We start from the raw sequence: 26,007 nt of genomic DNA, 5'->3' as shown, positions 1-26,007 counted from the left end.
AGAAAAGAGCAAATTGGGATTAAAAGTGGGAATTAGCTGTGGAGTAGCTGTTGTTGTATATCCTTTAAAATCTTATAGATCTTTAGGAGGTGACAAATGTTGATATAGCAAGGGTTTAGAGAAAAGTAAAGGGAGAAATTAAGGAGATAAAAGGAGAGATTAAGGAAATAAGGGGCAAAATAAAATAACTATACTCGTATTAAAGAGAAAAAGGATTGATAAACTCCCTAAGTAGTGGTACAATATAAGCGAATTTCATAAAAATAAACGCTGATATTTTAAGGTTTTTTAGCTATATAAAAAAGACTTGACCCCATTTTTGTCGAATACATTGAGTACCTACACAGAGTACCTACACAAAAAAATGTTTTTAAGATTCTAGGGAGTAACTATATCCAAAAACAAGTTACATTTTTTTGCAATTGATTTTAATGGTATTATTTATCTAGTTTTAGATAAAAGTTTGATAAATTCATGGTTCTAAAATTATTTTTCCTTATGGAGAAATTGATTTTGAAATTTGCTTAATTAATAATTTCTTCTTGCAAAAAGAACTTATGTATGTTATTTTATTAGTAATAAGGATAAATATTGCTAGTACTCGTATAATATTGAGAATAAGGCTCGAGAGTTTCTACCAGATGGCCGTAAACTATCTGACTACGGGTGGAAGTGTACCTAGGGTTCCGCACTAGGAGAGTGTACAATTGATAGTGGACAGTGTATAGTTAAGATATTAAAATCAAATTCTTAACTGTAAACTGTAAATTGTAAACTGCTCTTGTGGCAGGTCCAAGCGGTACAGATACATCTTGTATTACACCAGAGGGATAAAAACCCAGATGGGTAGGTTTCACTTGTAAAGGTGAAGTCTATCTATCTGGGTTTTTTGTATTTTTGATAACTGAAATTTGAACTAGTAATTATACTAATTATTAATTGAAATAATGGGAGGAAGTAGAATGGAATTGTTAAAGACAAAAATTAAGGAAGATGGAAAGTTAATTGGATCAAATATTCTAAAAGTTGATTCCTTTTTAAATCACCAAATAGATCCTGAATTGATGGCAGAGATAGGAAAAGAGTTTGCTCGTCGCTTTGAGCAAGAAGATATTACCAAGGTTTTAACGATTGAAGCTTCAGGGATTGCAGTGGCTTTAATGGTAGGATTAGAGTTAGGTGTGCCAGTACTTTTTGCTAAAAAGAAGAAGGCATCTACTATGGATGGCAAAGTCTATACTGGTAAGGTAAAATCCTTTACTAAGAATCAAGTCTATGATATAAGTGTATCTTCTAAATATTTAAATGAAGGTGATAATGTCTTAATCATTGATGATTTTTTAGCCATGGGTCAAGCTTCACAGGGGTTGATAGAGATTGTTGAAAATTCTCAGGCTAAGTTAGCAGGAGTGGGAATTGTAATCGAAAAAGGCTTCCAGCCTGGTGGTAAGCAGTTACGGAAGCAAGGGATTAGAGTGGAGTCCTTAGCTATTATTGAAAGTTTAGAAGATAATCAGATTATCTTCTCATAATGGTAGATTTACCTTTACTTATGTTTTTAAAATTTAAATTATAATTATATTAGGAGGAAATAAGATGGGTCAAGAGTTAGTGTACCAAGAGGAATTTATTAATGAACTAGAGTCTAATCAGACAAAAGAAAGTGAATTATCCTATGGAGTTGAAGATAGACCAGAGTTAAAGGTTGCTATTCCTTTGGCTATTCAGCATATTGTGGCGGCATTTAGTGGAATAGTAGCTGTACCTTTAGTAGTCGGTGGTGTATTAGGTCTAACTCCAGTAGAGATGGGATATTTGGTTAGTGCTGCTTTATTTATGGCTGGATTGGCTACCTTTATTCAGGCTAAGGGCTTTGGGAAGATAGGTTCTAAATTACCTTGTATAATGGGAACTGATTTTACCTTTGTTGGTCCTTCGATAGCTGTTGGGAGTACTATGGGGTTACCAGGGATTTTTGGAGCAACCTTATTGGCTGCACCAATTGAGATGATTATTAGCAAGTTCTTTCCTAAAATTAAAAAGTTCTTCCCCCCAGTGGTAACTGGGTGTGTTGTAACTTTAATTGGATTGACAGTTTTACCAGTAGGAATTGATTGGGCTGCTGGTGGTTTTGGAGCAGCAGATTATGGTAGTTTACAGAATATTGGTGTATCTTTAGCGGTTTTAGCAGTAATTGTTTCATTGAACCAATTTGGTAAAGGTTTTTGGAGTTCTGCTGCTATCTTAATAGGTATTGTATTTGGATATATTATCTCTTATCCAATGGGAATGTTAGATTTCTCTGCTGTTGAGCAAGCAGCATTAATTAACTTACCAATGCCTTTTAAATATGGAGTAGCTTTTAGTCTAACAGGCTTTTTAGCTTTTATTCCAGCTTATCTAGTAACTAGTGTGGAGACTGTTGGAGATTTATTGGCTGTTGGTGAGGCTTGTAATAAGGAGTTAGAGAGTGAGGATATCTCTAAAGGTCTAATGGCTGATGGTGTAGGTAGTATGTTGGCTGGAGTTTTTGGGGCTGGTCCTAATACTTCTTTTAGCCAAAATGTTGGAATCATCCCATTAACAGGGGTAGCTAGTAGATTTGTAGTTATCTTAGCTGGGATTATCTTAATGATTTTAGGTATCTTCCCTAAGCTAGGGGCATTGATTGCCATTATGCCTAACCCAGTATTGGGTGGAGCAGGGATTGTAATGTTTGGAATGATAGCTGCTAGTGGAATTAAAGTATTACATGATGCAGATCTTAATAGAAGGAATCTATTGATTATTGCTATCTCTTTGGGCTTAGGTTTAGGTGTAGTTGTGAGACCAGATATTTTAAGTCATCTACCAAAAGAATTAAATACCTTCTTCCAATCAGGGATTACTACAGGAACTTTAACAGCATTGTTATTGAATATCTTCCTTCCAGAGATGGAAGAATAGAACATAAGTACAAAAAGACTCCAATAAAAGTGGAGTCTTTTTTTATTGACAAAGCCTTACTTTAAGCATATAATTAATTTAGATATTTAGACAATTATCTAATTATCTAATAAAATTAATTATTAACTATCAATTTAAAAGTAAGATTGATACAATATCTTTACAGGTAAGAGCAATTAGCTATTAGTCAGCAATCATTAAAAAGGAAAGGTGGAAAGAATGTGCCTTTGAATTTTGACAAGACTTTTAAAGCTTTAGCTGATGGAAATCGGCGTAAGATATTAATACTATTAAAGGAGAAGGATTTAACTGCTGGAGAGATAGCAGAGAGGTTTAGTATCAGTAAGCCTTCTATTTCACATCACTTGAAGATACTAAAGAATGCAGATTTGGTAGATGATAGAAGAGAAGGACAACAGATATATTATTCTTTGAAGATGACCGTTTTTCAAGAGATAATGAATGGCTTTCTTAATATATTTGAAGGAGAGGATAGCGATGAATAAATTTAATATTAAACGAGATCTTTATGCAATTATTATCTTATTACTAGGGCTAGGAATTGTGCTCTGGGCTTATCCACAGTTACCTGAGCAGATACCATCACATTGGAACATGAGAGGAGAAGTTGATGGTTATACTGCTAAACCCTTTGGTGCTTTTATGAACCTCTTAATTGGAGTGGCAGTTTACTTAGGATTTTATTTTTTGGCTAAAATAGACCCTTTGAAGGATAATTATAATCGCTTTAATAGGGGATATCTATTAATTAGAGATACCATTATCACCTTTTTTGTGATTCTTAATCTAATGCCAGTCTTATCTGGATTAGGTTATATTAAAGATGTTAGTAGGTCTATCTTTATTTTATTCTCATTATTGATGATATCTATGGGTAATTATATGCCTACCTTCAAACGAAATTGGTTTTTGGGAATTAAGACCCCATGGACCGTATCTAGTGAGGAGGTCTGGAATCATACTCATCGAATAGGTGGAAAGTTATTTATGCTAGGAGGTCTATTGGGGTTAATAGAGAGTATCTTTATGGATAGCACTTATTTATTCTTAATAGGTGTAATTGGAGCCTCTTTAGGAAGTACAATTTATTCTTATTGGTTATACAAAAAGATAGGTGATTAAGGGTTATAAATGAAGCTAGCCAGATACAATATCTGGCTAGCTTTAGTTATTATTGTGTCCAAACAGCCCATTCATTACCAGAAGCTCGAAGAGTCCAACCTGAACCAGGGTTCCAATCACCAGGACCAATCTTTACTGCTAAGCTACTATTAATTATTGCTGCATATTTACTACTATCTGCTACTTGAATACTTACAGGGCTTGTAGAGGTAATACCTTTTTCTTTTCTAAGGCTGATTAAGGTTTTAATCTTTGATTGTAAATCATTACCCCAGTCAAAGTAGTGAGGCCAATATACACAAGGTGTTCCAGGATGAGTTAAGATATAAGCATATCCTTGCTCTACCTTACTCATTTCAAAAGGCCAATGCTCTTGACCACCATCTGGTGAAGGTCCTGTATCATGGTTATCGATGAAGGTAACTGACATTTCAGGCCACCAGCCAATCGCTCCAATTGGATTTCCACTAGAATCCTGTAATCTCCAGTACTCGCTTTGTGAAGTTGCAAGCATTAGCTGCCATTTTGTAGTAAAGTCAAAGGCTGTTGATTTTGCTCCTGTAGCATCAATCCAATCCATTAATTTTTGTCTATGGTAATTTACATTATCACCTGAAGCATAGTAATCACCAGTGATATCTGGCCATAACTCACCAACAGAGAAGTAAGGTGAGGTAGCATCATTATAGATTCCATTATAGTAACCAGAGTAACCTTTGACATAATCATAACGCCATCCCTTAAATCCAACATCATCTTTTAGCCAATTCATCCAATATTTAATCTCTGATTGGACATCATAATAGGTGTGATCAAGGTCACGACCTGCAGCATAACTATCACCTGTATCATAGTTTCCTGTTCCCTGACCCCATTCATCATCACTAGTTACTGCCTTAGCATTATCATCAAAGGCGGGATTACTAAAGTCAGCCCAATCTGTTGTCCCAACTCTATGGTTAATAACGATATCTGCGATAGGTTTTATTCCTCTGTTGTTCATTGCACTTACAGCTGCTCTAAGTTGAGCCTCAGTACCATGATCAGAGTCTAAATTATACCATTCATTAGGTAGATAACCTGTTCCTCCAGTAGATTTTGATACAGGTGGGAACCAAACCATAGTAAAGCCTGCATCACTGATTGCATCAGCATTATTTGTGATGATATTCCAAGTTCCATACTGCCATGAGTTCCAATGAAAACCTTGAAGGATTACATCACTTCCTGATCCAGAATAAGCAGCTTCAACAGGAGTGATTGTTGTAGAGAACAATAAAGAAAAACAAATTACTAGTAACAATAATATTCTTTTAAGCTCTTTCAGCCTCATCATATAACCTCCTTGTTTAATTAAAAAGTATTTTACTAACAGAAATTGAATCTAATAAACCCTCGATACAAATGCTAACTGATAAAGAAGTACTTAACTAAACTTTAATAATCACCCCCTTCTAAAAATGTTTAAAATATTTTGAAAATTAACCCTAAAAGATAAGAAGTGCTAACTTTAACTTAGTTAAATGCTGTGAATAATTTTTAATTATTTCTGTATATAGAATCTATAAAATTAAATTTCTATAGTTCCATAAAAATACCTTCTATCTAAGCTACCTATAAATTTCCACTTTGATTGTGGAAATTTTAGACTATAGACAATTGGAAAGTGTATTTATATGGAAGTTATGATCAAACTAGATAGGTGAAATCTACTTTACCTATCTAGTTTGATGTTTTAGGATAAATTATATTTAAATATTATTGTGTCCAAACAGCCCATTGATTGCCAGAAGCACGAAGAGTCCAACCTGAACCAGGGTTCCAGTCACCAGGACCGATCTTTACTGCTAAACTATTATTGACTATTGCTGCGTATTTATTACTATCTGCTACTTGAATACTTACAGGGCTTGTAGAGGTAATACCTTTCTCTTTTCTAAGGCTGATTAAGGTTTTAATCTTTGATTGTAAATCATTACCCCAGTCAAAGTAGTGAGGCCAATATACACAAGGTGTTCCCGGATGAGTTAAGATATAAGCATATCCTTGCTCTACCTTACTCATTTCAAAAGGCCAATGCTCTTGACCACCATCTGGTGAAGGTCCTGTATCATGGTTATCGATGAAGGTAACTGACATTTCAGGCCACCAACCAATCGCTCCAATTGGATTTCCACTAGAATCCTGTAATCTCCAGTATTCGCCTCGTGAAGTTGCTAGCATTAATTGCCATTTTGTAGTAAAGTCAAAGACTGTTGATTTCTGATTTGTAGCATTAATCCAATCCATCAATTGCTGTCTATGGTAATTTACATTATCACCTGAAGCATAGTAATCCCCAGTTATATCTGGCCAATACTCACCAACAGAGAAGTAAGGTGAGGTAGCATCATTATAGATTCCATTATAGTAACCAGAGTAACCTTTGACATAATCATAACGCCATCCCTTAAATCCAACATCATCTTTTAGCCAATTCATCCAATATTTAATCTCTGATTGGACATCATAATAGGTGTGATCAAGGTCACGACCTGCAGCATAACTATCACCTGTATCATAGTTTCCTGTTCCCTGACCCCATTCATCATCACTAGTTACTGCCTTATTATTATCATCAAAGGCAGGATTACTAAAATCAGCCCAGTCTGTTGTACCGACTCTATGATTGATAACAATATCTGCAATAGGTTTAATCCCCCTATTATTTAATTCACTAACGGCTGCTCTAAGTTCAGATTCACTTCCACGCTTTGAATTAAGGTTATACCATTCATTAGGTAAATAACCATTATCATCTGCAGAAGCTGAAACTGGTGGTAACCAGACCATAGTAAAGCCTGCATCACTGATTGCATCAGCATTATTTGTGATGATATTCCAAGTTCCATACTGCCATGAGTTCCAATGAAAACCTTGAAGGATTACATCACTTCCTGATCCAGAATAAGCAGCTTCAACAGGAGCAGTTAGTGTAGAAAGCAATAAAGCAGAACAGACTATGAACAACAATAATACTCTTTTAATTTCTCTAATTCTCATCATATAGACCTCCTTGTTTAGTTAAATAATTATGGTCCAACATAATTTAGAGTGAATCAAGCCATCCATACAATTTTTAATTGATAAAAAAGCTTTAATAAATTAGAATCATCAATCACCCTCTTATAAAATTATTTTTATATTCTAAAATTAGCTCTAAGAATTAATAGGAACTAATTTTAAAATCGAAAATTCTTAGTTAGGTGATATAAAAAAACGACTATTTATTTCGTATAAAATCCATAAAATAAAACTTATGTAAATTTAATTTCGGCACTCATCACTAAAACCCTTTTTATACATATTATATATAATTTTCCACTTGATTTGTGGCAAATTAAAACTATCTAAATCTTTTAAAATCAGGACAGATGCTTTAATATCCTAAGATAAGGAGGTAAAGTGCCAAGTTCAAGATTTCCCCATTAAACTTCTTCTAGAATTTGATGTTATAATTTCTTACTTATTCCGGGTTATAATTAGAATTTAGATAATTATAAAAGGTGAATTATTAACATAAAAAAGCCTATGCATTATGCATAGGCTTGGATTGATGTAAGAGTGACTAATTATTTTTTACAAATACTATATAATTATAATTTTCCTGTTAATTTATCTTTAAGTTTCTTAAGCTCAATCTCCTTTAAACCTAATCTACTTTTAAAATAATCTTCTATCAATTTGGTTAAATTATCTTTAAATTCTGACCCTAACATTGCCACAAAAGCATATTCAAGAAGTCTTTCATCACGATATTCGCCAATTCCCATCTTGTTAGACTCTTGATAATCTTTAACTACTTCTTCCCAACTAGCATCCATTAAGGCTGCTAAAATAGCAACTATAACTCCAGTTCTATCAGTCCCAATTCTACAGTGGACTAGGAAAGGAGCTTTATTACTATCATCAAGGATGAAATTAGCAACCTTTTTAACTAAATTAGCAAATTCATCACTATCTGCAATATAGTAAAAAACATCATAATTATGACCTTTATTTGTAAATATTGTATTATTATTTAAAATTAAATCGTTATAATAAGGAAATTTATTAAATATATGCTCATCTGTATCTGATAAATTGATAATAGAGTTAATTTTGTTATTTGATATTAATTCTTGGGCAGCCATTAAACGTTTTTCTTCTAAAGGATGATCAGCTCTGGATTCTTTTAAAGGATGATAAGATCTATATAGAATATCTTCTCCTAAGGAACCTAAGTTAACAGATCTAAAGTTAGCTAACTCTTCATCAGAACTGTAGTTAGTTTTGTACTCTTTAATTTGAGAATTTATTTCTTTAATTTTATTGGTAGTACTCTCGTCTAAATGGATAATGTGCTTGTACCCTCCACTGTGGCTATCATAAAATTTATCTTCAAAAGAGAGTTCCTCTACTGCATCTAAATAGTACTGATCATTGACTACAAATCTAAATTCACCTTGTCCTGAATTACCTGGAATATCAACTTCACTGATTTTTTTATCTAATATCCATAGCTCATCAGTGATCTTTTCTAAGTTCCACAGATTCTTCCATGCTGTAAAGCTGGCATTCAAAGCTACCTCTTTTATTATAATATCATCATCCAACTGCTTACCTTGATAAAGGTTTTTATCAAAGATAAAGGTTATTTTATCATCTTCTAAAGAATAACCTTTCATTTTATCATCTTTTCCAATATCTATCTTAATTTCAATCATCTCCTTTAATAAAATTAAAGCTATTACTTATATATTAAATATAAATCCTTTAAATCCTTGTCTAGAAGTCTAATCTTTTTATAGAACACTAAATTATTGTTGCTACTATAATGATTTATTACATTAGATAACTGATAGAGGTTAATGGGGATATTGCGACAGTTTAGTAATCAGTGACGAGTGACGGGAAATGAGTAAAAATCTCCTCTTGTCATTTGTTACTCATCACTCGTTACTGACCTAATATCTATTATATCAAGTTCTACTTAACAATCACTTATTGTTTACACAAAGTCAGATGGATGGGCTAGCTATATAATATAAGATAAAAGAATATGCAGGTAATTAAGCTGATTTAAAGAAATAATAAATATAATTAACTAGTCGATAATAAGGAGGAAGAGATGATTAAACATATTGTAATGTGGAAGATGAGAGAGGAAGCAGAAGGAGCAAATAAAAAAGCGAATATTGAAAAGATGAAATCGATGTTAGAGGCTTTAGAAGATAAGATAGAAGAGATTCAAGCTTTTGAAGTAGGAGTTAACTATAATGATTCTGAAGCTGCCTACGATCTACTCCTATACTCAGAATTTGAAGATAAGGATGCTTTAGCTAGATATCAAGTACATCCAGACCATGTGAAGGTTGCTGAATTTGTAAGAAAGGTGGCCAAGGATAGAGCAGTAGTAGATTATGAGTTATAAAGTTATTATAAGAGCATAGTTGATTATTTTTAGGGTGAAGGTTCTCTTCACCTTTATATATTTAATTATTAATTAAAATGGAATTACATAAAGTTCTTCTCCTTCACTCCACTCAGCATAAAGAACATCATCAAAACGGTGGATATTATTATTAAGTAATTCTTGCTCTAGCCATTCCTTATTTAGATTATGTTTATGAAGGTTTTCCCATAATACTTGACCATCACTGATTAAAATAATCGGTAACTTTACACTCTGACTAGGTATATTTAAATCCTTGCGCATTGTCTGTTCATAGTCAGATTTTTTTAAAATAGATAATTCACCATCAGTCTCTAAAATAGCATATTCAACTTCCTTGAGAGAAAAAATACCTTCTTGTCTAAGTAGAGAACGTAATTGGGTAATATTCATTCGCGTTTCTTTTAATTTTTTATAATCAATTTGGCCTTCTCGGATTACCATTGCTGGATTTCCAGATATAAATTTTCTTAATTTAATAAATTTTTGCTCAATTAATTGAACACCAAACATTAATAGTCCCCATAATGATAGGGTATATAAGATATACAGGAAATTAACTTCAGGATCATATATTGCATTTCCTAAGAGTTCTCCTAAAACAATAGAGAATATAAAGTCAAAGGCTGTAAGCTGTCTAATCTGTCTTCTACCTAATAATTTTGTAAGAAGAAATAAAGTTATAAAGCCAATTAGTAGGTCAATAGTAATAGATTTAAGTTCCATAGTTACCTCCTTTGGTATTGAATCATTTTCGCTTATTATGTTTTGCCAAATAGAGATTAATTAAACATTTTAATTATAGATAGACTAAATTTATATTAAAAAAGATTATAAAGGGGATAAGATAAATATTTAGAAATAAATTTTATATTAAGCTTTAATTAAGATGGTAAGTAGAATAGCTACTAAGAAGATTACTAAATCCATTGTTTCAACTAGGAGGAACTATGATAATTAGGAAACATTATAAAAGTTTAAAAGCAATTTCTAAAAATACCAAACTCGTCCATACTTATTTTCCTAGAAAATATAATTTTTCTCCATATCAAGCCTGCCAGCATCGATGTAAATATTGTGATGGAAGGGCTGATAAATATTATGTGGAGGGGGACTTTGAAAGGGATATAGTTATTAGAGATAATCTCCCTCAATTATTATAAGAGGAGCTGCCAAAGCTTAGACAAAGGGGTACAATATCAACTCTTCAGGGGTCAGTGACCCTTATCAACCTGTTGAATCCCAAGAGAAAATCATGTCCCAAGTAGCAGAGATTCTAACTAATTATGATTGTTAGTCTCTATTATGAGTAAATCCTCTTTAATCTTGAGGGATATTGACTTATGGGAAAGGGTAGATCAAAAGAGTAGGATTTCTCTGACCTTCTTAGATGATAAGCTACGACAGATATTTGAACCACAGGCTAGTAGTGTAAAGAAGAGGTTAGAAACGATTAAAGCTTTTAAGGAGAGAGGAATGTATGTTGGGGTTTTGGCTATGCCTTTTATCCCTTATATCTCTGATAGTAAAGAAGAATTATTATCTTTAGCAGATAAATTAGCAGAACTTGAAGTCGATTTTGCATTACCAGGGAATTGACTTTAAGACCTGGAAGACAGAAGGGTATCTTTATGAGTATAATTAAGGATGAATTTCCTCAATACCTCAATAGTTATAAAAAATTGTACAGAGAGAATCACCAATCTGGCTTAGCTAGTCCTTATAGGAATAAATTAAATCAAAGCTTTAAGCAAATATTCTCTCAAGTTCCTATGGCAGTTCCTCATTATCTATATCAGAAGCGATTTCCTTTATATGATGAGCTTTATATTCTATTAAAGCATATGAAGGAACTATACTTTAGAAAGGGAATTGATACGGCTAACCTAGAAGAGTCTTCACAAAGATATACTAAATGGTTATTGGCTGAGAAGAAAGATTTTAATCGACGAAGGTGAATTTGATAATATAATTAAAAATAATAAATTAACTAGATTTGTTAAAGAAGTTCTTTTAAAGAGAAGAACCTTTAATTATCTTAAATTAAGATTAGATTAATAAAAAGCATCCATTTGGATGCTTTTGTAATTCTAACTAGTAATTCAATCAGCAAGTGAGTATATTTCTACTCTTATTGTGAGATATATCACAACACTAAGAAGATAGATATGGTATCATCAGATTGTGAAAGTGAGAACAAGAACTAATTGGTTTTTAGTTAGGAATATGCTATTTTTTATAGAATTAAATTTTTTATTAAACTAGTGTCAATTTTCACAAAGTGATTAAATAATAAGGGAGAGATGAAGATGTTTAAAGAGACAACTGACAAAGTAGCTATAGCTGCTAAGAAGAAAGTGGAATTTATGAACAATGACTTGTCTAGATACTTTGTGCTATCTATGCTTGCAGGAGCTTTTGTAGGCTTGGGGATTATGTTAATCTTCTCTATTGGAGCACCATTAAAGGCGGCAGGTTCTCCGATGGTTAAGACTATAATGGGAGCAAGTTTTGGTGTAGCTTTAACCTTGGTTATCTTTGCAGGTTCTGAACTATTTACAGGAAATAATTTAATAATGACAGTTGGTTGGTTATCTGGAGAAGTAAGAATTAAAGATGTATTTAAATTATGGTTCTGGTGTTACTTAGGTAATTTAGTTGGGTCTATTGGAGTTGCTTGGTTAATTTTTAAGACTGGATTGATTAGTAATGCTCCAACATCTACATTAATTTTAGGGGCAACAGCCGGAAAGATGAATGCACCAATCTCTGAGTTATTCTTTAGAGGTATTTTGTGTAATATGTTAGTTACTTTGGCAATCTGGATGGGGATGAAAGCTAAAAATGAAGTATCTAAATTAATTCTAATTTTTTGGTGTCTATTTGCTTTTATCGGTAGTGGATTTGAACATAGTGTTGCTAATATGACCTTATTAGCAATGGGATTATTTATTCCAGGTCATCCTGAAACAATTGCAGTTGCAGGATATTTTAGAAATCTAATACCTGTAACCTTAGGAAATATGGTTGGTGGAGCAATATTAATTGGAGCAGTATACTTCTATGTCTCAAATAGTTCTCAAAGCTTAAAAGTTGAGCAAGAAGCTAAGAAAATGGCCTAATTTAATATGATTTAAAGAAGAAAGCTAGTTTAAACTAGCTTTCTTTTTGATTATTTGAAATTTTTAGAAGGATTCATTTTATTTTTATCTAATATTTATTAAGGATAATCCTAGATTGAAGCTATGTCTTATCAATTAAGGAGCTAAAAATATAAGAATTGCTAGATAGATTCAGAGAGGGGAAAATTATGGAGTACAAAATGATTGCAATGGATATGGATGATACATTATTAACAGATGATCAGAAGATTTCAGAGAAGACTAAAGAGGCTATTATGGAGGCTCAAAAATCTGGTACTACTATTGTGTTAGCTTCAGGTCGTCCTACTTATGCTATGAAAAAATTTGCTAAGGAGCTAAATCTTAAAGAGTACGGAGGCTATATCTTATCTTATAATGGTTCAATTGTGATCGATTGTGCTAAGGATGAGGTAATCTTTGAAAACTGCCTATCACAAGAGTTGGCTTTAGAGTTACATAAGATCAGTCAAGAGCATCAGGTTTTTTATCATACTTATATTGGTGATGATATTATAACTACTAAGAATAACAAGTATACAGAGATTGAGTATGACTTAACTGGGATGGAGATTATTGAAGTTGAAGATTTAGCAGATAAGGTTAGATCAAATCCAGTTAAGGCTTTAATGTTGGAAGAGCCAGCTTATCTTAAAGAGGTAGAAGATCGACTTCGTCCACTTTTAGAATCAAAGGTTAACTTGTTTCGTTCAAAACCATTTTTCCTTGAGTTTACTGCTAAAGGGGTTGATAAGGGGGCTATGTTAGCAAAATTAGCGGATCGTCTAGGGGTTAGACAAAATCAAGTAATTGCTATTGGTGATGGTTATAATGATTTAACTATGATCCAATATGCAGGATTAGGTGTTGCTGTAGATAATGCTAATGATCAGCTTAAGAAAGAAGCAGACTATATTACTACAAGTAATATGGAGGGTGGAGTTGCTAAAGTAATTGAGGAGTTTATTTTCGCTAAGAGATCAATTGCTTAATGGATAAAATTAATTAAAACAGTTTACTGTAATTACAGTAAACTGTTTTTTTATTTTCTGTGTGGAGTTTGATATCAGATTATGGTGATAAAGCGACACTTTGATACCTCATCCCCTAACCCCTTCTCCTACCTTAGGAGAAGGAGGACAAAATCTTTTTGTTCCCTCTCCTAAGGTAGGAGAGGGCTAGGGTGAGGTTTGAAATTTTAAATTTATTTCTTAATTTTCAACTTTATACTATACACTGAGTTCTAAAAGTGTCTAAATATCAATCTATTGTAGCAGTTTTTCTATTAGTACAGGAGGGGATATAAACAAGTGGGATAAATGATAACCATTATTATTTACCTTAAAAGTGAGATTAATCACAACATTAAAAGAGATGATATGATACTATATAGTTGTGAAGAAAAGAACAATCTTTTTAAAAATGAGTTTAAATTTTTTTAAAATATATAGTGTTTATTTTCACAAAATAAGGAAATAAACTTTGATATTATAAATTTTAGTGGTGGTGATGGTAAAGTACTTGCTAATGTGAGTTTTATCACAAACTTCAACTTAAAATTATGCTAGGATAAAGAATAAGTGTAAAGCTGTCGAGTGCTTAATGAATTAATTCACAATCGAGGTTGAGTTTGAAAAAATCAAAGGGTAGGTGAAAGTGTATGTCATACAGAGTAAAAAGAAGTGAATTTGATGATATTTTAAGTAAGTTGCAAGAGGACTATAAAATCTATGCTCCGACTAGAAAAAAAGATAAAGGAACCTTTTCAGATACTGATTTGGTACTTTATGATAGAGTAAGCTCTTTAGAGGAGATTGATTTTAATTCTAAGACTAAATATTCTCCAAAAGAGGTTGTATTTCCAATTACTCAGACTTTATTCTATTTCAATGGTAATGAGTATATCGAAGCTGAGGATAAGGGTGAGAAGGTATTGGTCTTTTTAAGACCTTGTGAAGTAAATGCCTTCAAACGTTTGGATAAGATCTTTTTAGAGAATGGACCACAAGAGGATATCTATTATAAGAGATTAAGAGAGAAGGTTAAATTTGTAGTAGTAGAATGTACAGAAGGATTTGACTCCTGTTTCTGTGTTTCAATGGGAACGAATAGGACTGATGATTATTCAGTATTTATCAGAGTTAGCGATGAAGAAATTTTCTGTGAAGTTAAAGATGATGAATTAGCGGAGGTTTTTGTTGATAAAGAAAGTACTGACTATAGCCCAGAATTTATTCAAGAGAATAAGCAGCAGGTTGAAGTACCTGCATTGGAGGATATTACAACAGATTTATTCGATTCAGAGATTTGGAAAGAGTACAGTAAACGTTGTATTGGCTGTGGACGCTGTAATACAGTCTGTCCAACCTGTAGCTGTTGGACGATGCAGGATATCTCTTATCAAGATAATGAGAATATAGGGGAGAGAAGAAGAGTCTGGGCTGGCTGCCATATCGATGGATATACAGAGATGGCTGGAGGCCATGACTTTAGAACGACTTACGGAGATAGAATGAGATTTAAGACCTTGCATAAGATATATGACTTTCGTAAGAGATTTGATATTGATATGTGTGTAGGCTGTGGACGTTGTGAAGATGTCTGCCCTCAATACATCTCCTTTGTAGGAGCAATCAAGAAATTGAACCAAGCTATTAAGGAGGGAAAGAATAATGGCTAATAACCCATATATACCAACAACAGTAGAGATCATTAGTATTAGACCTGAAAGTGAAGTAGACTACACTTATCGTTTAGCAATAGATTTAGATGTTGATAATGGACAGTTTGTTGAAGTATCTATTCCTAAGGTAGGAGAATGTCCAATCTCAGTCAGTGATTTTGGTGAAGGCTATATAGATTTGACTATTCGCCATGTGGGTAAAGTAACTAATCAAATTGCTCACTTAGAGGTTGGAGATAAATTAGGGATTCGGGGACCTTACGGAAATGGATTTCCAATAGAAGAATATAGAGGAAAGGATTTGGTAATTGCAGCAGGAGGAACTGGTTTGGCACCAGTTAAGAGTATTATCAATTATTTCTATAGAAATTCTAAAGAGGTTAACTCATTAACTCTATTATTAGGTTTTAAAAATCCAGCTAATATCTTATTTGCTGATGAGATTGCTAAATGGGAAAGAGCAGACCATATCAATGTAATCTTAACTGTTGATGAAGGTGATGAGGATTGGACAGGTAATGTAGGATTAGTAACCGATATTGTTGATCGGGTTGATTTTGATAATGTAGCTAATAGGTCAGTTGTTATCGTTGGACCTCCAATTATGATGAAGTTCACTAGTTTAGAGTTTATGAAGCATGATATCAAGGAGGAACAAATCTGGGTATCCTTTGAACGGAAGATGTCCTGTGGAATTGGTAAATGTGGTCACTGTAAGATGGATGATACTTATATCTGTGTCGAAGGACCAGTTTTTAACTATACAAAAGCTAAGAACTTAGTCGATTAAGGAGGGGAGAAAAACATGTCATTAAATGTTAAAGAGTTTAAGAAGAATGCTTATCGGATTACAAAGGACAGAGGAGTTACTGCCTTAAGGGTTAGAGTACCAGGGGGGCATTTAGAGGCTAAATATCTAACAATTTTACAAGAGATTGCTGAAACTTATGGAGATGGAAATCTCCATATTACTACCCGTCAAGGCTTTGAGATTACAGGAATTCCGATGAATATGGTAGAGGAAGTAAATAAGAAGGTAGCACCTTTAATCGAGGGAATGGAAGCTGGCATTGGTGTAGATATCGGAAATCCAGAGGATGGTTATCCTGCTGCTGGAACTCGTAATGTATCAGCTTGTATCGGTAATAAGGTCTGCCGTTATGCCAAGTATAATACTACTAAATTGGCTCAAAGAATAGAGAAGAATATTTTCCCTAATGATTATCATGTTAAAATTGCAGTTTCTGGATGTCAAAATGACTGTATCAAGGCACATATGCAGGACTTTGGTGTCTTAGGAATGGACTTACCTGTCTATGATGCTTATCGCTGTATTAGCTGTGGAGCTTGTGTGAAGAACTGTCAGAAGCGAGCAACTGGAGCATTAGAGTTTAAGAACTATAAGGTTGTTCGTGATGAGGATAAATGTATCGGTTGTGGAGAATGTATCGCTAAATGTCCTACCAATGCTTGGACTAGAGATACTAGTAAGAAGTATTATAAGTTATTGATTATGGGGCGTACAGGAAAGAGAAATCCACGTCTAGCTATGCCTTTCTTAGAATGGGTAACTGAGGATGCTATCATCGATATTATCAATAAGACCTATGATTATGTAGATGAGTATATTGATCGTAGCTTACCTAAAGAGCATGTTGGATATATTGTAGATAGGACTGGCTTCCAAGTCTTTAAAGAGTATGTCCTAGAAGGGGTAGAGTTGAACCCTGAATGTAGAGTGGCTGAGCATATCGATTGGCCTGGATATAAGACCAATGTAAGTAATAACTTTAAAAAGGTAGGCAAATAGTTTAAAATAGGCTCAAGGGAAACTTACCCTTGAGCTTTTACTTTTTTTGTATCAGGAGATAATAAAGGGTAACAAAAAGGTGGAATAGGTGAAGTATAATGGATAAAATTAAAAGAATAATAGAAAGATTTGACCAATTTAATGATTTAGATGAAAAGGTTATCTTAGCTATCTCTCAAAAAGCTATCCTAAGGCATTATCATCAAGGGGAGATAATCTTTTTTGATGGCGATGAAGTTGATTATCTCTATATTGTTGTAGAGGGTAAGGTGAAGATATCTAAATTTACTTCAAGTGGGAAGGAGAAGATAATACATATTCTAGAAGAGGGGGATATTATCAATGAAATCTCTTTAGATAGGCGCAAAAGCTCTATCACTGCAGAGATGTTAGAGGCTGGGGAGCTGATTTTAATTAATATCACCAGCTTATTAAGAATGATGGAAGATAACTTTGTTTTAACTCTCCAGTTATTTAATTCATTATCTTTAAAATTAAGGCAGAGCTATCGTCAATTGAGAAATTTGGGATTAAAGAAGACAGGACCTCGTGTTGCTAGTAGGTTGTGGAAGCTTGCTAGAGATTATGGTGAGAAGAATAGACAGGGGATTAAGATTGATCTAAATTTGAGCCAAAGAGAGTTAGCCTTAATGATTGGTGCTAGTCGGGAGACAGTAAGCCGTTTTTTAAAGGAGCTAGAGCGGGAAGAAGTAATCAAGGTTGGCAATACTCAGATTACCATCTTAGATATAGAGAGATTAAGAGAGTGGACATGAGTATTTGGAGTTATATTATTAGAGCTTTAATATTTGCTTCTAATAAGAGAAATACTTATTTAAAAGGGAGGAGATTAAAGTGAGTAAATTTTTTAAAGGGCATAAACTGGTAATTGTTGTCTTTGTTTTACAGTTTTTATTAGGGTGTTCAGCAAATAAAATAGTAGAAGGAGATAATAACGATGATAATCAAGTTGAAAATAGAATTGACCAGCAGACAGAAGTTGATTTGAGGGCTTATCTTCCTATCAGAGAGGGTATGCTTTATAAGTATCAAGGTGAAGGGAATGAATATGCTACCTTTACGACTGAGACAAAGTTTGTCAAAGATAATCTAATACAGGTTCACAAAAATAATGGTGGAACAGAGATAGCTTCTGTTTATCGAGTAGAGAAAGAAGAAATGGTTCTTCTTCAGGAAAACCCTGAGTTTTATAGTGATACTAATCTATTAAATGAGGTAGATGATAAAGCTGATGCTAAAGAGGTTATCTTAAAATCACCTCTTAAGGTTGGAGAAAAATGGGATAATGCTAAGAAGAGAAGGGAGATTGTAGCGATAGATGAACAGCTAACAACTCCAGCAGGTAACTTCTATGATGTAGTTAAAGTCAAGGTCGCTTCTATAGAAGAAGATAGAGATTTTGAGAGCTATGAATACTATGCTAAGAATATTGGACTGATTATGTTAGAGAGCAGAGGGGAGGATTATCAAGTTACTTCTAAACTGAAAAGCTATGGTAGTCTAGAGTAGATAGGAAAATTCACCGATAATTTTTTCCATCTACTCATCACTAGTTACTGTCTCAATATCTCTCTATGCTGACATCTTTTAACTTTACTTAAGAAGCAAAAAATTAGATAAAAACTTTATCAAATATCTAAAAAATATTCCAGTATGTGATGTAAATCAAGGAACTAAGATTATTATTCTGGCATAATTAGATTAACCAAGAGATGAGAAAGTTAGATTACTTAAATATATAAAAGGAGTGGGTTAAATGAGTTTAGTATTAGGACATATTCATTATTGGTTATATGACCAGATTAAGGTAGTTGAAGATAGAGAGGTTGAGTTGGTTGATGCTTTTAAAGAGAAATATGGTCAAGATGTTGAAGGGATTGTATCCAAAGTTAGAGAAGAGTATGGAGAGTTAAAGGGTGATACACCATTAGAAGATTTGATTGGTGAGAGTCATATCCATCCCTGGTTAGAGGGAGCAATTAGCACAGCTCAAAGTAGAGAAGCAGCTCTAGTTAGAGAGTTAAAGGATAAATATGATGATCAAGAATTATTAGTAGATACTTACCGTCAAAATGGAGCAGCTTTAGCACAAGAAGGATTAAAGGAGATTAAGAGTAATGACTTAAGGACTGCCTTTGAATTATTAAAGAATACTCTAGTGGAGAGAATGCCTTGTGATAGACTATCTGCTGTAGTTAAAAGTGAAGAAGATATAATTGTATGGAGGCATAATATTAAACTCCATATCGAATTCTGGAAAGCAGCCCAAGCTCCAGTAGAGCTAATGCATAAGTTATATAGCAATTGGATAGAAAGCTTTATCACAACGGTTAATTCAGAGATTAAGCATGAAAGAAAGGTTTTAGCTGATCAGTATGAGGATATCTTTACTATATAGTGAGTGAGATAATATAAAGATATTAGGACAGTAACGAGTGATGAGTAATTAGTGACGAGAAGAGGCTTTTACTCGTTACACGTCACTCGTTACTGATTACTAAAGTGTCGCACTATCCCCATTAAGTGACATTCTCTAGATTGAAGTTATTAAGTATTATATTTAATTAAGATAAGTATAAATTTAATTTTACCTCCAGATACTAATTTTGATTAATTATATCTAAGGAGGTAAACATATGGATGTGAAGAATCAAGGAACTAAGAAAGATTTATTGGCAAAAGGGGCAGTCTTACAGCGTGATGGAACTTATGCAATTGCGCCCCATAGTCCAGGAGGAATCTTAAATCCTGATGACTTGATTAAGATTGGTGAAATAGCTAAGAAATATAATGCTGCAGCAGTTAAAGCAACTAGCTCACAACGTCTAGCTATTGTAGGGTTGCAGGAAGAGGATATAGATAATGTATGGAATGATTTAGAAATGGATCCAGGATATGCGATTGGTGTCTGTGTTCGAAGTATTAAATTTTGTCCAGGAACTACCTTCTGTAAAAGGGGCCAACAGGACTCTGTAGGGATGGGAATGGAGCTGGATAAGCGTTATCATGGTGTAGAGCTACCAGGTAAGTTTAAGATGGGAGTAAGTGGTTGTGTTAATAAGTGTATGGATACAGAGTTTAGAGATTTAGGATTAATGGGTACAGCTAAAGGTTTTCATATCTATGCAGGGGGTCATGGTGGAGTAAGAGCTAGATTGGGACAAGTTATAGCTGAACATCAGACTGGAGAAGATTCTTTGCAGATTATAGATAATGTAATTAATTACTTTAAAGAGAATGGAAACAAGAGAGAACGCTTAGGAGAATTTATTGATCGGGTTGGGATGGAAGAGTTTAAAGATAAAGTATTGATACAGTAGTGTAATCTTACTAGATGATCGGTGTGAGTACTAATAATTGGTAAAGCAGTTTTCAATTTATTCACACTGATCTCTTATATTCATTCTTTAAATAAGATTGGAGGAACTAATATGATTCAATTACCACAAGGGGCAAATTTGCAGCGGATTAAAAATGGCAAGAGAAGTTATGCAATTACTCCCCATATCAGTGGGGGGTTAACCAATGCTAAAACCTTAAAAAAGATTGCTGAAGTGGCAGAGAAATATGATTGTATAATCAAAGTAACATCTGGTCAGCAGATTATGTTAATTGGTTTAGAAGCTGAGCAAGTAGAGCAAGCTTGGGAAGATTTAGGAATGAAGTCTAAAGACAAATCTGGTTTAAGATGTAGAGGTATTCGTTTCTGTCCTGGGACAAGTTTCTGTAAGCGGGGGAAAGCTGATTCAGTTAAGTTGGGAATGGCTTTAGAAAATAAATATTTAGGTATGGAATTGCCTTCAAGAATGAAGATGGCTGTAAGTGGTTGTCATTTATCTTGTACTGCACCAGCTATTAGAGATATTGGTGTAATAGGTCATGAAGAAGGATTTGAATTAAGAATTGGAGGAGCAGGAGGGCATAATCCAAGTCTAGCCAAAACTATTGCTCATCAGTTAAGCCATGAACAAGTTCTATTATTTGTGGAAAAGATTATGGATTATTATAAAGAAGAGGGTAAGGTAGGCGAGAGATTAGGTGAGATGATAGATAGAATAGGTTGGGAAGAGTTTAAAGAGATAGTCATTGATGAAAAGGTTAAGAATCAAATAAGAATGGAACATTTTGAGGAATTAGAAGGATAATTATTTAAGAAGACTATTAATAGCTTATAGTCTATCATTTAATTTATGTTTGGAATAAGTTATAATTTGTTTATTGGGAATCATTTAATATATATTCAAAAAATTTAATGATTAATTTAATTAAAAATTATTATAAAAATTTAAATTTTTATTTGACATTAATTTTGTGGTGTGATATTATATTAAAAGTTGCACAAAAAATTGCCTAATTAAGGGTAAGTGCTTTATTCTATGTGTCAATTAAAGATTATGGAGGGGTTCCCGAGTGGTCAAAGGGAGCAGACTGTAAATCTGCCGGCGACGCCTTCAGAGGTTCAAATCCTCTCCCCTCCACCATTAAATAATTAATAGTTGACAAGTTTTTTAGAATATTGTAAAATAATAATTGTGATTGAGAGTTATTATGCCGAGGTGGCGGAATAGGCAGACGCACCGGACTTAAAATCCGGTGGGATTTAACTCCCGTGTCGGTTCGAGTCCGACCTTCGGTACCATTTTAAAATTAAATGATATGGCGGTGTAGCTCAGTTGGCTAGAGCATACGGTTCATACCCGTAGAGTCGGGGGTTCAAATCCCTCCGCCGCTACCATAATTAAAATAATCTAAATTAGAAATGTTTTCAAATTGAGAAAGAGTTTTTTTGTTTTATACATATAAATCTAAAAAAAGAAGTAGGTTGGAATTCCAACCTACTTCTTTTTGCTTAATTATTGTGTTTTTTTGCTTTTCGTTCTAATTCAGCTTGTCGTTCAGCTCTAAGAAGGTCTTGTTCCTTAGATTTGACAAAATAAATGCTTTCATAGTACATGGATATCACCTCACAAGTTTTTTATGGTAACTTGCTCGGCTACTCAGTACTTTAAAGAGAATCGATTCTACTAAGTACTCTCTTCTTATTTATATTATATGTTAGTTTAGGATAAATGTAAACAGTTTCCTTAAAATATTTTGAAAATTTGAATAATTCATATGATTGTTATTAACCTATTTTATGGTAAATCTATAATAGATATATCCAAGTCTAAAGTGTAATTTTATAGAAAATTTAAAACCATTTTTATACCTCACTCCTTACAAGTCTCAAGAGACTCTCCATGGTCATTATACTTTATTAAAAATGATTATAAAGTATAATTTCCCTAGCTCTCTCCTACCTTAAAATAGAGAATTAAAACATATTTTGTTCCCCTCTCTTGGCATGAGGAGAGACTGGTTCTGTACGAAGAGGAATTGAATTATATTCCTCATAGGGGTTAGGGGTGAGGGGTGAGGTAGATTGGTTTTATATTTCATTCTAAAGTTAGATAACTATATATAAGTTGAACTAATAATTTTCATATATACACGAATAAATGCTTAATGAAAAACTTTAATTCAATTTATATAGATATCCAAGCCTAAAATCAAAATTATAATAAAAATCAAATTAAAATAAAGATAAGAGTATATAGCATAAAAGCTTATATTTAGGGTTACAGTAGGAATACATAAATGTAAATTTTTTCATTAAATGTAATTAAAAACTTTTAAAATTTTGATTTGTATGTTAAAATATATTTAAATTATATAAGCTATAAGTTAATAATCAGTTTATAATTGTTTAAATTAAGTTAGATAAAGATGAAATTTTTATTAAAGAAATTATTTGTTTAGAATAAAAGTCTTGAGTTATGGTGATAATTTAAATTGTATGCTTAAAAGAAAAAGCATTCTAAGAGTATGAATTTTTAATGCAGACCAGAACATTCTAAATTAAATATAAAATTTATTTAAAGTAACATATTAACGACTAGGATAATCATATAGTTAATAGACAATCAAAAATTTATTACCTACCTATTAGAAATTTAAGAAAAAAAACAGAGTAATATGTATTAAAGTTTAAATCTTGCATAATTATGGATAATAGAAATATATTTTAATATAATTTTCTTTTATTCGATCTAAAGATATACCTACTTAATTTAGAGGAGGATTACAATGAAGAATAAGTTAAAGATATTATTTGTGTCTTCTGAAGTTGCACCTTTTGCTAAAACTGGTGGTTTAGCCGATGTAGCTGGTTCCTTACCCCAAGCTATAAAAGAAGAGGGACATGATATTAGAGTAGTTATGCCTCAATATAGGCAGATTCCATGGGATTATCTCCAAAATTTAGAACACCAGCTTCACTTTAGGACTAGGGTTGGTTGGAGGGATAATTATGTTGGAGTAAATAGTTTGGAAAGAGAGGGAGTAATTAATTATTTTATAGATAATAAGAATTACTTTGATCGCGATAGCCTTTATGATAATAAAGATAAGCATATTCAATTTGCTTATTTCTGCCGTGCTGTATTAGAGATGTTACCTAAAATAAACTTTCAGCCAGATATTATTCACTGTAATGATTGGCAGACTGGTCCATTAAGTATTATGCTTAAAGAAAATTATCAAACCTATGACTTTTATAAAGACATTAAAACAGTCTACACAATTCATAATTTACGTTATCAAGGGGTATTTGGTAAAGAGGTTCTTGATGATGTTTTAGCATTACATTCCAAGTATTGGGATTGGGGAGTGGTTTGCCATGATGACTGTATTAATTATATGAAGATGGGGATTGAGATGTCCGATATGATTACTACAGTTAGTAAAACCTATGCTAGTGAGATTAAAACTCCTTATTTTGGTGAAGGTCTAGACTACGTATTAAGAATGAATGCCGATGATTTATATGGTATTGTCAATGGCATTAGTTATCAGGAGAATGATCCTACTTCTGATAATAGAATCTATGCCAATTATAGTGCAGATAATCTATCAGGCAAATATGAAAATAAGAGAAGGTTACAGGAAGATATGGGCTTACCTATTAGAGAAGATGTTCCAGTTATCAGTTTGATCTCTAGACTTGTTGAGCAGAAAGGGTTAGATTTAATTTCTGCTATTGTCGACGAACTATTACAAGAAGATATACAGTTAATTATTCTAGGTACTGGAGAATATTTTTATGAAGAAATGTTTAAAGATATAGGAAGGCGTTATCCTAATAAAGTAGCAGCAAATATCAGATATGACAGCAATTTAGCACAGAAGATTTATGCTGGAAGTGATATCTTCTTAATGCCGTCTAAGTATGAGCCTTGTGGTCTAGGGCAGTTATTTAGTTTAAGATATGGTACTATACCTCTTGTAAGGGAAACTGGTGGATTGAATGATACTATCAAATCCTATAATGAAGTAACAGGAGAAGGAAATGGATTTACATTTAAAAATTATAATGCCCATGATATGTTATATACAATTCGTAGAGCTATTAATCTTTATCATCAACCAGAATTGTGGGATAAGTTAGTGAGAAGAGCTATGAGTTTTGATTTTAGTTGGAATAAATCTGCTAATGAATATATCGAATTATATTGTAGATTATTAGGGATAAATCAAGAAGAGTTAGATAAAAATAAAGAATTAGAAGCAAAAGTTCTAAAGTTAAATATGAATTCGGAGAATAAAGTGGAAGGTTTAGGAGATTTGATTCAAAAAGTCAATCTTAATCTTGCTAGTAAAGAGAATTTAACTGAGTTAAAAGGGATAGGACCTCATTTAGCAGATAAAATTATTAATTATAGGAGTCAAGAAGGTATGTTTAAAAATTTAGATGAATTAAAGAAGATAAAAGGGGTAGGAAATAAACTTTTTGGAGAGTTAAAGAAGTTATTGACCTATTAATGTCATAATTGCTATTCATATAGAATAGAATTGTAGATTGGTATTGGGTGTCTTCAGGGAATTTCATAATTAAAATTTACTAATTATTACTTTATGAACTTCACTGATGATTATAATTTTATAACTAATAATTATAAGTTTTAGAGGAGGGGTTAGTATGTCTGAAATTCAAGAGGTTAACTTAAATCAATTAGAAGATAAGGAGGTATTAAGTAGCCCACAAACAAGTGAGCTTGCTCAGAAGAAGATGGCTAATAATGAGCCAAATCAAGATAATATCAACCAATATCAAATTCCCAGTAGTTATGGAGAAGATAGGTTGATGTTACAAGTCAAAAATCCAAAGACTGCTCATTTATATTGGGAGTATAGATTAGAGAAGATTTATAAAATTTGTCGTCAAGCTGGATACAAAGGATTAGAAGATGCACCTTTAATTCTAAGGGTCTATAATCTTAGTTTAGGTAGTGATTATAATGTTTATTATGATATTAATATTACTGCTGATAATAACAGATGGTACTTAAATGATTTAGCACCAGCAAATACCTACGAGGTGAAGTTAGGTGTATTAGATAAATTTGGGAATATACATCCAGTTCTTGAATCCAATCGAGTCAGTATGCCTAATAATAAAATCAGTGATATATTAGATGAAGAATGGATGACAGTTAAGGAGACTATGGATATAATTTATCTCTTATCTGGTGCTTTAGCAAGAGGCCAGGAAGGGCTTAGCTCTCCAGAATTAATAAAAAAAGGGATAAGAAAGATTAGTGAAGATTTAGAGATTAATTTATATAGTTTAGAAGAGAGAGTAAGTTCTCTAGCGTTACTTAAGCTGGAGCAATTAGAAGGTTCAGCAGAATTACTTAAAAAATCTGTTGAAATATTAGAGGTATTAGAAAGGTAGTAGGTATAATATTTTATA

General features: G+C 32.8%; 24 protein-coding genes, 3 tRNA genes and 1 riboswitch. Of the genes, 23 read left to right on the top strand and 4 right to left on the bottom strand.

Going from position 1 to position 26,007, the window contains the following annotated elements:
* The first annotated feature begins 581 nt into the window (after positions 1 to 581).
* Positions 582 to 683: riboswitch (purine riboswitch) on the top strand.
* A 279-nt stretch (positions 684 to 962) separates the two neighbouring features.
* From U472_RS11760 to U472_RS11745, 4 genes are all read left to right on the top strand, one after another.
* Positions 963 to 1,532: a xanthine phosphoribosyltransferase gene (locus U472_RS11760; RefSeq protein ID WP_068718686.1), complete on the top strand. Its 570-nt coding sequence runs from the start codon at positions 963 to 965 to the stop codon at positions 1,530 to 1,532.
* A gap of 64 nt (positions 1,533 to 1,596) precedes the next feature.
* Positions 1,597 to 2,946, top strand: coding sequence for a nucleobase:cation symporter-2 family protein (locus U472_RS11755; protein WP_068718683.1), 1,350 nt, complete (start codon positions 1,597 to 1,599; stop codon positions 2,944 to 2,946).
* Between the two features lie 227 nt (positions 2,947 to 3,173).
* On the top strand, positions 3,174 to 3,452 hold the full coding sequence (locus tag U472_RS11750) for an autorepressor SdpR family transcription factor (RefSeq protein ID WP_068718917.1): 279 nt from the start codon (positions 3,174 to 3,176) through the stop codon (positions 3,450 to 3,452).
* Entirely contained in the window at positions 3,445 to 4,089 is a 645-nt protein-coding gene (locus tag U472_RS11745) for an SdpI family protein (protein WP_176714166.1), read from the top strand. The genes U472_RS11750 and U472_RS11745 overlap by 8 nt, the downstream gene beginning before the upstream one ends.
* A gap of 49 nt (positions 4,090 to 4,138) precedes the next feature.
* Here the strand turns inward: U472_RS11745 and U472_RS11740 are convergent, their stop codons facing one another.
* The 3 genes from U472_RS11740 to U472_RS11730 all read right to left on the bottom strand — a co-directional run bounded on the left by U472_RS11740 (position 4,139) and on the right by U472_RS11730 (position 8,834).
* A complete protein-coding gene (locus U472_RS11740) occupies positions 4,139 to 5,422 on the bottom strand; it encodes an alpha-amylase C-terminal beta-sheet domain-containing protein (RefSeq protein WP_245684794.1) in 1,284 nt (427 codons plus the stop codon).
* Between the two features lie 425 nt (positions 5,423 to 5,847).
* Entirely contained in the window at positions 5,848 to 7,131 is a 1,284-nt protein-coding gene (locus U472_RS11735; RefSeq protein WP_245684793.1) for an alpha-amylase C-terminal beta-sheet domain-containing protein, read from the bottom strand.
* A 593-nt stretch (positions 7,132 to 7,724) separates the two neighbouring features.
* Positions 7,725 to 8,834 carry a tyrosine-protein phosphatase gene (locus tag U472_RS11730; protein WP_068718677.1) on the bottom strand — a complete coding sequence of 370 codons (1,110 nt, stop codon included), beginning with the start codon at positions 8,832 to 8,834 and terminating at the stop codon, positions 7,725 to 7,727.
* A gap of 404 nt (positions 8,835 to 9,238) precedes the next feature.
* On the opposite strand from U472_RS11730, the gene U472_RS11725 reads away from it, so the two are divergent.
* Positions 9,239 to 9,541 carry a Dabb family protein gene (locus U472_RS11725; RefSeq protein ID WP_068718675.1) on the top strand — a complete coding sequence of 101 codons (303 nt, stop codon included), beginning with the start codon at positions 9,239 to 9,241 and terminating at the stop codon, positions 9,539 to 9,541.
* Between the two features lie 72 nt (positions 9,542 to 9,613).
* On the opposite strand, the gene U472_RS11720 is transcribed toward U472_RS11725, so the two are convergent.
* Positions 9,614 to 10,288: a DUF421 domain-containing protein gene (locus tag U472_RS11720; RefSeq protein WP_068718673.1), complete on the bottom strand. Its 675-nt coding sequence runs from the start codon at positions 10,286 to 10,288 to the stop codon at positions 9,614 to 9,616.
* Between the two features lie 224 nt (positions 10,289 to 10,512).
* On the opposite strand from U472_RS11720, the gene U472_RS11715 reads away from it, so the two are divergent.
* From U472_RS11715 to U472_RS11630, 18 genes are all read left to right on the top strand, one after another.
* Positions 10,513 to 10,725: a radical SAM family protein gene (locus U472_RS11715; RefSeq protein WP_068718671.1), complete on the top strand. Its 213-nt coding sequence runs from the start codon at positions 10,513 to 10,515 to the stop codon at positions 10,723 to 10,725.
* A 142-nt stretch (positions 10,726 to 10,867) separates the two neighbouring features.
* On the top strand, positions 10,868 to 11,161 hold the full coding sequence (locus U472_RS11710) for a radical SAM family protein (RefSeq protein ID WP_068718669.1): 294 nt from the start codon (positions 10,868 to 10,870) through the stop codon (positions 11,159 to 11,161).
* A 32-nt stretch (positions 11,162 to 11,193) separates the two neighbouring features.
* Complete coding sequence (locus U472_RS11705; RefSeq protein WP_068718667.1) at positions 11,194 to 11,520, top strand: hypothetical protein; 327 nt, start codon at positions 11,194 to 11,196, stop codon at positions 11,518 to 11,520.
* Positions 11,521 to 11,871: 351 nt separating this feature from the next.
* The gene (locus U472_RS11700) at positions 11,872 to 12,684 is read left to right on the top strand and encodes a formate/nitrite transporter family protein (protein WP_068718664.1); all 813 of its coding nucleotides are present in this window, start codon (positions 11,872 to 11,874) and stop codon (positions 12,682 to 12,684) included.
* A 188-nt stretch (positions 12,685 to 12,872) separates the two neighbouring features.
* Entirely contained in the window at positions 12,873 to 13,694 is an 822-nt protein-coding gene (locus tag U472_RS11695) for a Cof-type HAD-IIB family hydrolase (RefSeq protein WP_068718662.1), read from the top strand.
* 668 nt (positions 13,695 to 14,362) lie between these two features.
* Entirely contained in the window at positions 14,363 to 15,382 is a 1,020-nt protein-coding gene (asrA, locus tag U472_RS11690; RefSeq protein WP_068718659.1) for an anaerobic sulfite reductase subunit AsrA, read from the top strand.
* Complete coding sequence (gene asrB / locus U472_RS11685) at positions 15,375 to 16,175, top strand: anaerobic sulfite reductase subunit AsrB (protein ID WP_068718657.1); 801 nt, start codon at positions 15,375 to 15,377, stop codon at positions 16,173 to 16,175. Before asrA ends, asrB begins: the two co-directional genes overlap by 8 nt.
* A 15-nt stretch (positions 16,176 to 16,190) precedes the next feature.
* Positions 16,191 to 17,195 (top strand): sulfite reductase subunit C, encoded by a 1,005-nt coding sequence (gene asrC, locus U472_RS11680; RefSeq protein WP_068718655.1) that lies wholly within the window; start codon positions 16,191 to 16,193, stop codon positions 17,193 to 17,195.
* 98 nt (positions 17,196 to 17,293) lie between these two features.
* Positions 17,294 to 17,971: a Crp/Fnr family transcriptional regulator gene (locus tag U472_RS11675; RefSeq protein ID WP_068718653.1), complete on the top strand. Its 678-nt coding sequence runs from the start codon at positions 17,294 to 17,296 to the stop codon at positions 17,969 to 17,971.
* A gap of 79 nt (positions 17,972 to 18,050) precedes the next feature.
* Positions 18,051 to 18,725: a hypothetical protein gene (locus U472_RS11670; RefSeq protein ID WP_068718651.1), complete on the top strand. Its 675-nt coding sequence runs from the start codon at positions 18,051 to 18,053 to the stop codon at positions 18,723 to 18,725.
* Positions 18,726 to 18,972: 247 nt separating this feature from the next.
* Positions 18,973 to 19,614 (top strand): hypothetical protein, encoded by a 642-nt coding sequence (locus U472_RS11665; protein ID WP_068718649.1) that lies wholly within the window; start codon positions 18,973 to 18,975, stop codon positions 19,612 to 19,614.
* A 238-nt stretch (positions 19,615 to 19,852) separates the two neighbouring features.
* On the top strand, positions 19,853 to 20,536 hold the full coding sequence (locus tag U472_RS11660; RefSeq protein ID WP_068718647.1) for a nitrite/sulfite reductase domain-containing protein: 684 nt from the start codon (positions 19,853 to 19,855) through the stop codon (positions 20,534 to 20,536).
* Positions 20,537 to 20,647: 111 nt separating this feature from the next.
* On the top strand, positions 20,648 to 21,361 hold the full coding sequence (locus U472_RS11655) for a nitrite/sulfite reductase domain-containing protein (protein WP_068718645.1): 714 nt from the start codon (positions 20,648 to 20,650) through the stop codon (positions 21,359 to 21,361).
* A gap of 251 nt (positions 21,362 to 21,612) precedes the next feature.
* A tRNA-Tyr gene (locus U472_RS11650) sits at positions 21,613 to 21,697 on the top strand.
* A 69-nt stretch (positions 21,698 to 21,766) separates the two neighbouring features.
* Positions 21,767 to 21,855, top strand: a tRNA-Leu gene (locus tag U472_RS11645).
* A 19-nt stretch (positions 21,856 to 21,874) separates the two neighbouring features.
* Positions 21,875 to 21,951 (top strand) — tRNA-Met (locus U472_RS11640).
* A gap of 1,391 nt (positions 21,952 to 23,342) precedes the next feature.
* On the top strand, positions 23,343 to 25,076 hold the full coding sequence (gene glgA / locus U472_RS11635; protein ID WP_068718643.1) for a glycogen synthase GlgA: 1,734 nt from the start codon (positions 23,343 to 23,345) through the stop codon (positions 25,074 to 25,076).
* Positions 25,077 to 25,233: 157 nt separating this feature from the next.
* Positions 25,234 to 25,989 carry a DUF4912 domain-containing protein gene (locus tag U472_RS11630; RefSeq protein WP_068718641.1) on the top strand — a complete coding sequence of 252 codons (756 nt, stop codon included), beginning with the start codon at positions 25,234 to 25,236 and terminating at the stop codon, positions 25,987 to 25,989.
* The last annotated feature ends 18 nt before the right edge of the window (positions 25,990 to 26,007 follow it).

Origin of the sequence: Orenia metallireducens, from assembly GCF_001693735.1 — a bacterium.
Taxonomy (GTDB): domain Bacteria; phylum Bacillota; class Halanaerobiia; order Halobacteroidales; family Halobacteroidaceae; genus Orenia; species Orenia metallireducens.
This window is presented reverse-complemented; position numbering and strand designations above follow the sequence as displayed.

Bases quoted from the DNA above. Each gene is read 5' to 3' on its own strand.
- U472_RS11760 (WP_068718686.1), top strand. From the start codon at position 963: ATGGAATTGTTAAAGACAAAAATTAAGGAAGATGGAAAGTTAATTGGA.
- U472_RS11755 (WP_068718683.1), top strand. From the start codon at position 1,597: ATGGGTCAAGAGTTAGTGTACCAAGAGGAATTTATTAATGAACTAGAG.
- U472_RS11745 (WP_176714166.1), top strand. From the start codon at position 3,445: ATGAATAAATTTAATATTAAACGAGATCTTTATGCAATTATTATCTTA.
- U472_RS11740 (WP_245684794.1), bottom strand. From the start codon at position 5,422: ATGAGGCTGAAAGAGCTTAAAAGAATATTATTGTTACTAGTAATTTGT.
- U472_RS11735 (WP_245684793.1), bottom strand. From the start codon at position 7,131: ATGAGAATTAGAGAAATTAAAAGAGTATTATTGTTGTTCATAGTCTGT.
- U472_RS11730 (WP_068718677.1), bottom strand. From the start codon at position 8,834: ATGATTGAAATTAAGATAGATATTGGAAAAGATGATAAAATGAAAGGT.
- U472_RS11725 (WP_068718675.1), top strand. From the start codon at position 9,239: ATGATTAAACATATTGTAATGTGGAAGATGAGAGAGGAAGCAGAAGGA.
- U472_RS11720 (WP_068718673.1), bottom strand. From the start codon at position 10,288: ATGGAACTTAAATCTATTACTATTGACCTACTAATTGGCTTTATAACT.
- U472_RS11715 (WP_068718671.1), top strand. From the start codon at position 10,513: ATGATAATTAGGAAACATTATAAAAGTTTAAAAGCAATTTCTAAAAAT.
- U472_RS11710 (WP_068718669.1), top strand. From the start codon at position 10,868: ATGAGTAAATCCTCTTTAATCTTGAGGGATATTGACTTATGGGAAAGG.
- U472_RS11705 (WP_068718667.1), top strand. From the start codon at position 11,194: ATGAGTATAATTAAGGATGAATTTCCTCAATACCTCAATAGTTATAAA.
- U472_RS11700 (WP_068718664.1), top strand. From the start codon at position 11,872: ATGTTTAAAGAGACAACTGACAAAGTAGCTATAGCTGCTAAGAAGAAA.
- U472_RS11695 (WP_068718662.1), top strand. From the start codon at position 12,873: ATGGAGTACAAAATGATTGCAATGGATATGGATGATACATTATTAACA.
- asrA (WP_068718659.1), top strand. From the start codon at position 14,363: ATGTCATACAGAGTAAAAAGAAGTGAATTTGATGATATTTTAAGTAAG.
- asrB (WP_068718657.1), top strand. From the start codon at position 15,375: ATGGCTAATAACCCATATATACCAACAACAGTAGAGATCATTAGTATT.
- asrC (WP_068718655.1), top strand. From the start codon at position 16,191: ATGTCATTAAATGTTAAAGAGTTTAAGAAGAATGCTTATCGGATTACA.
- U472_RS11675 (WP_068718653.1), top strand. From the start codon at position 17,294: ATGGATAAAATTAAAAGAATAATAGAAAGATTTGACCAATTTAATGAT.
- U472_RS11665 (WP_068718649.1), top strand. From the start codon at position 18,973: ATGAGTTTAGTATTAGGACATATTCATTATTGGTTATATGACCAGATT.
- U472_RS11660 (WP_068718647.1), top strand. From the start codon at position 19,853: ATGGATGTGAAGAATCAAGGAACTAAGAAAGATTTATTGGCAAAAGGG.
- U472_RS11655 (WP_068718645.1), top strand. From the start codon at position 20,648: ATGATTCAATTACCACAAGGGGCAAATTTGCAGCGGATTAAAAATGGC.
- glgA (WP_068718643.1), top strand. From the start codon at position 23,343: ATGAAGAATAAGTTAAAGATATTATTTGTGTCTTCTGAAGTTGCACCT.
- U472_RS11630 (WP_068718641.1), top strand. From the start codon at position 25,234: ATGTCTGAAATTCAAGAGGTTAACTTAAATCAATTAGAAGATAAGGAG.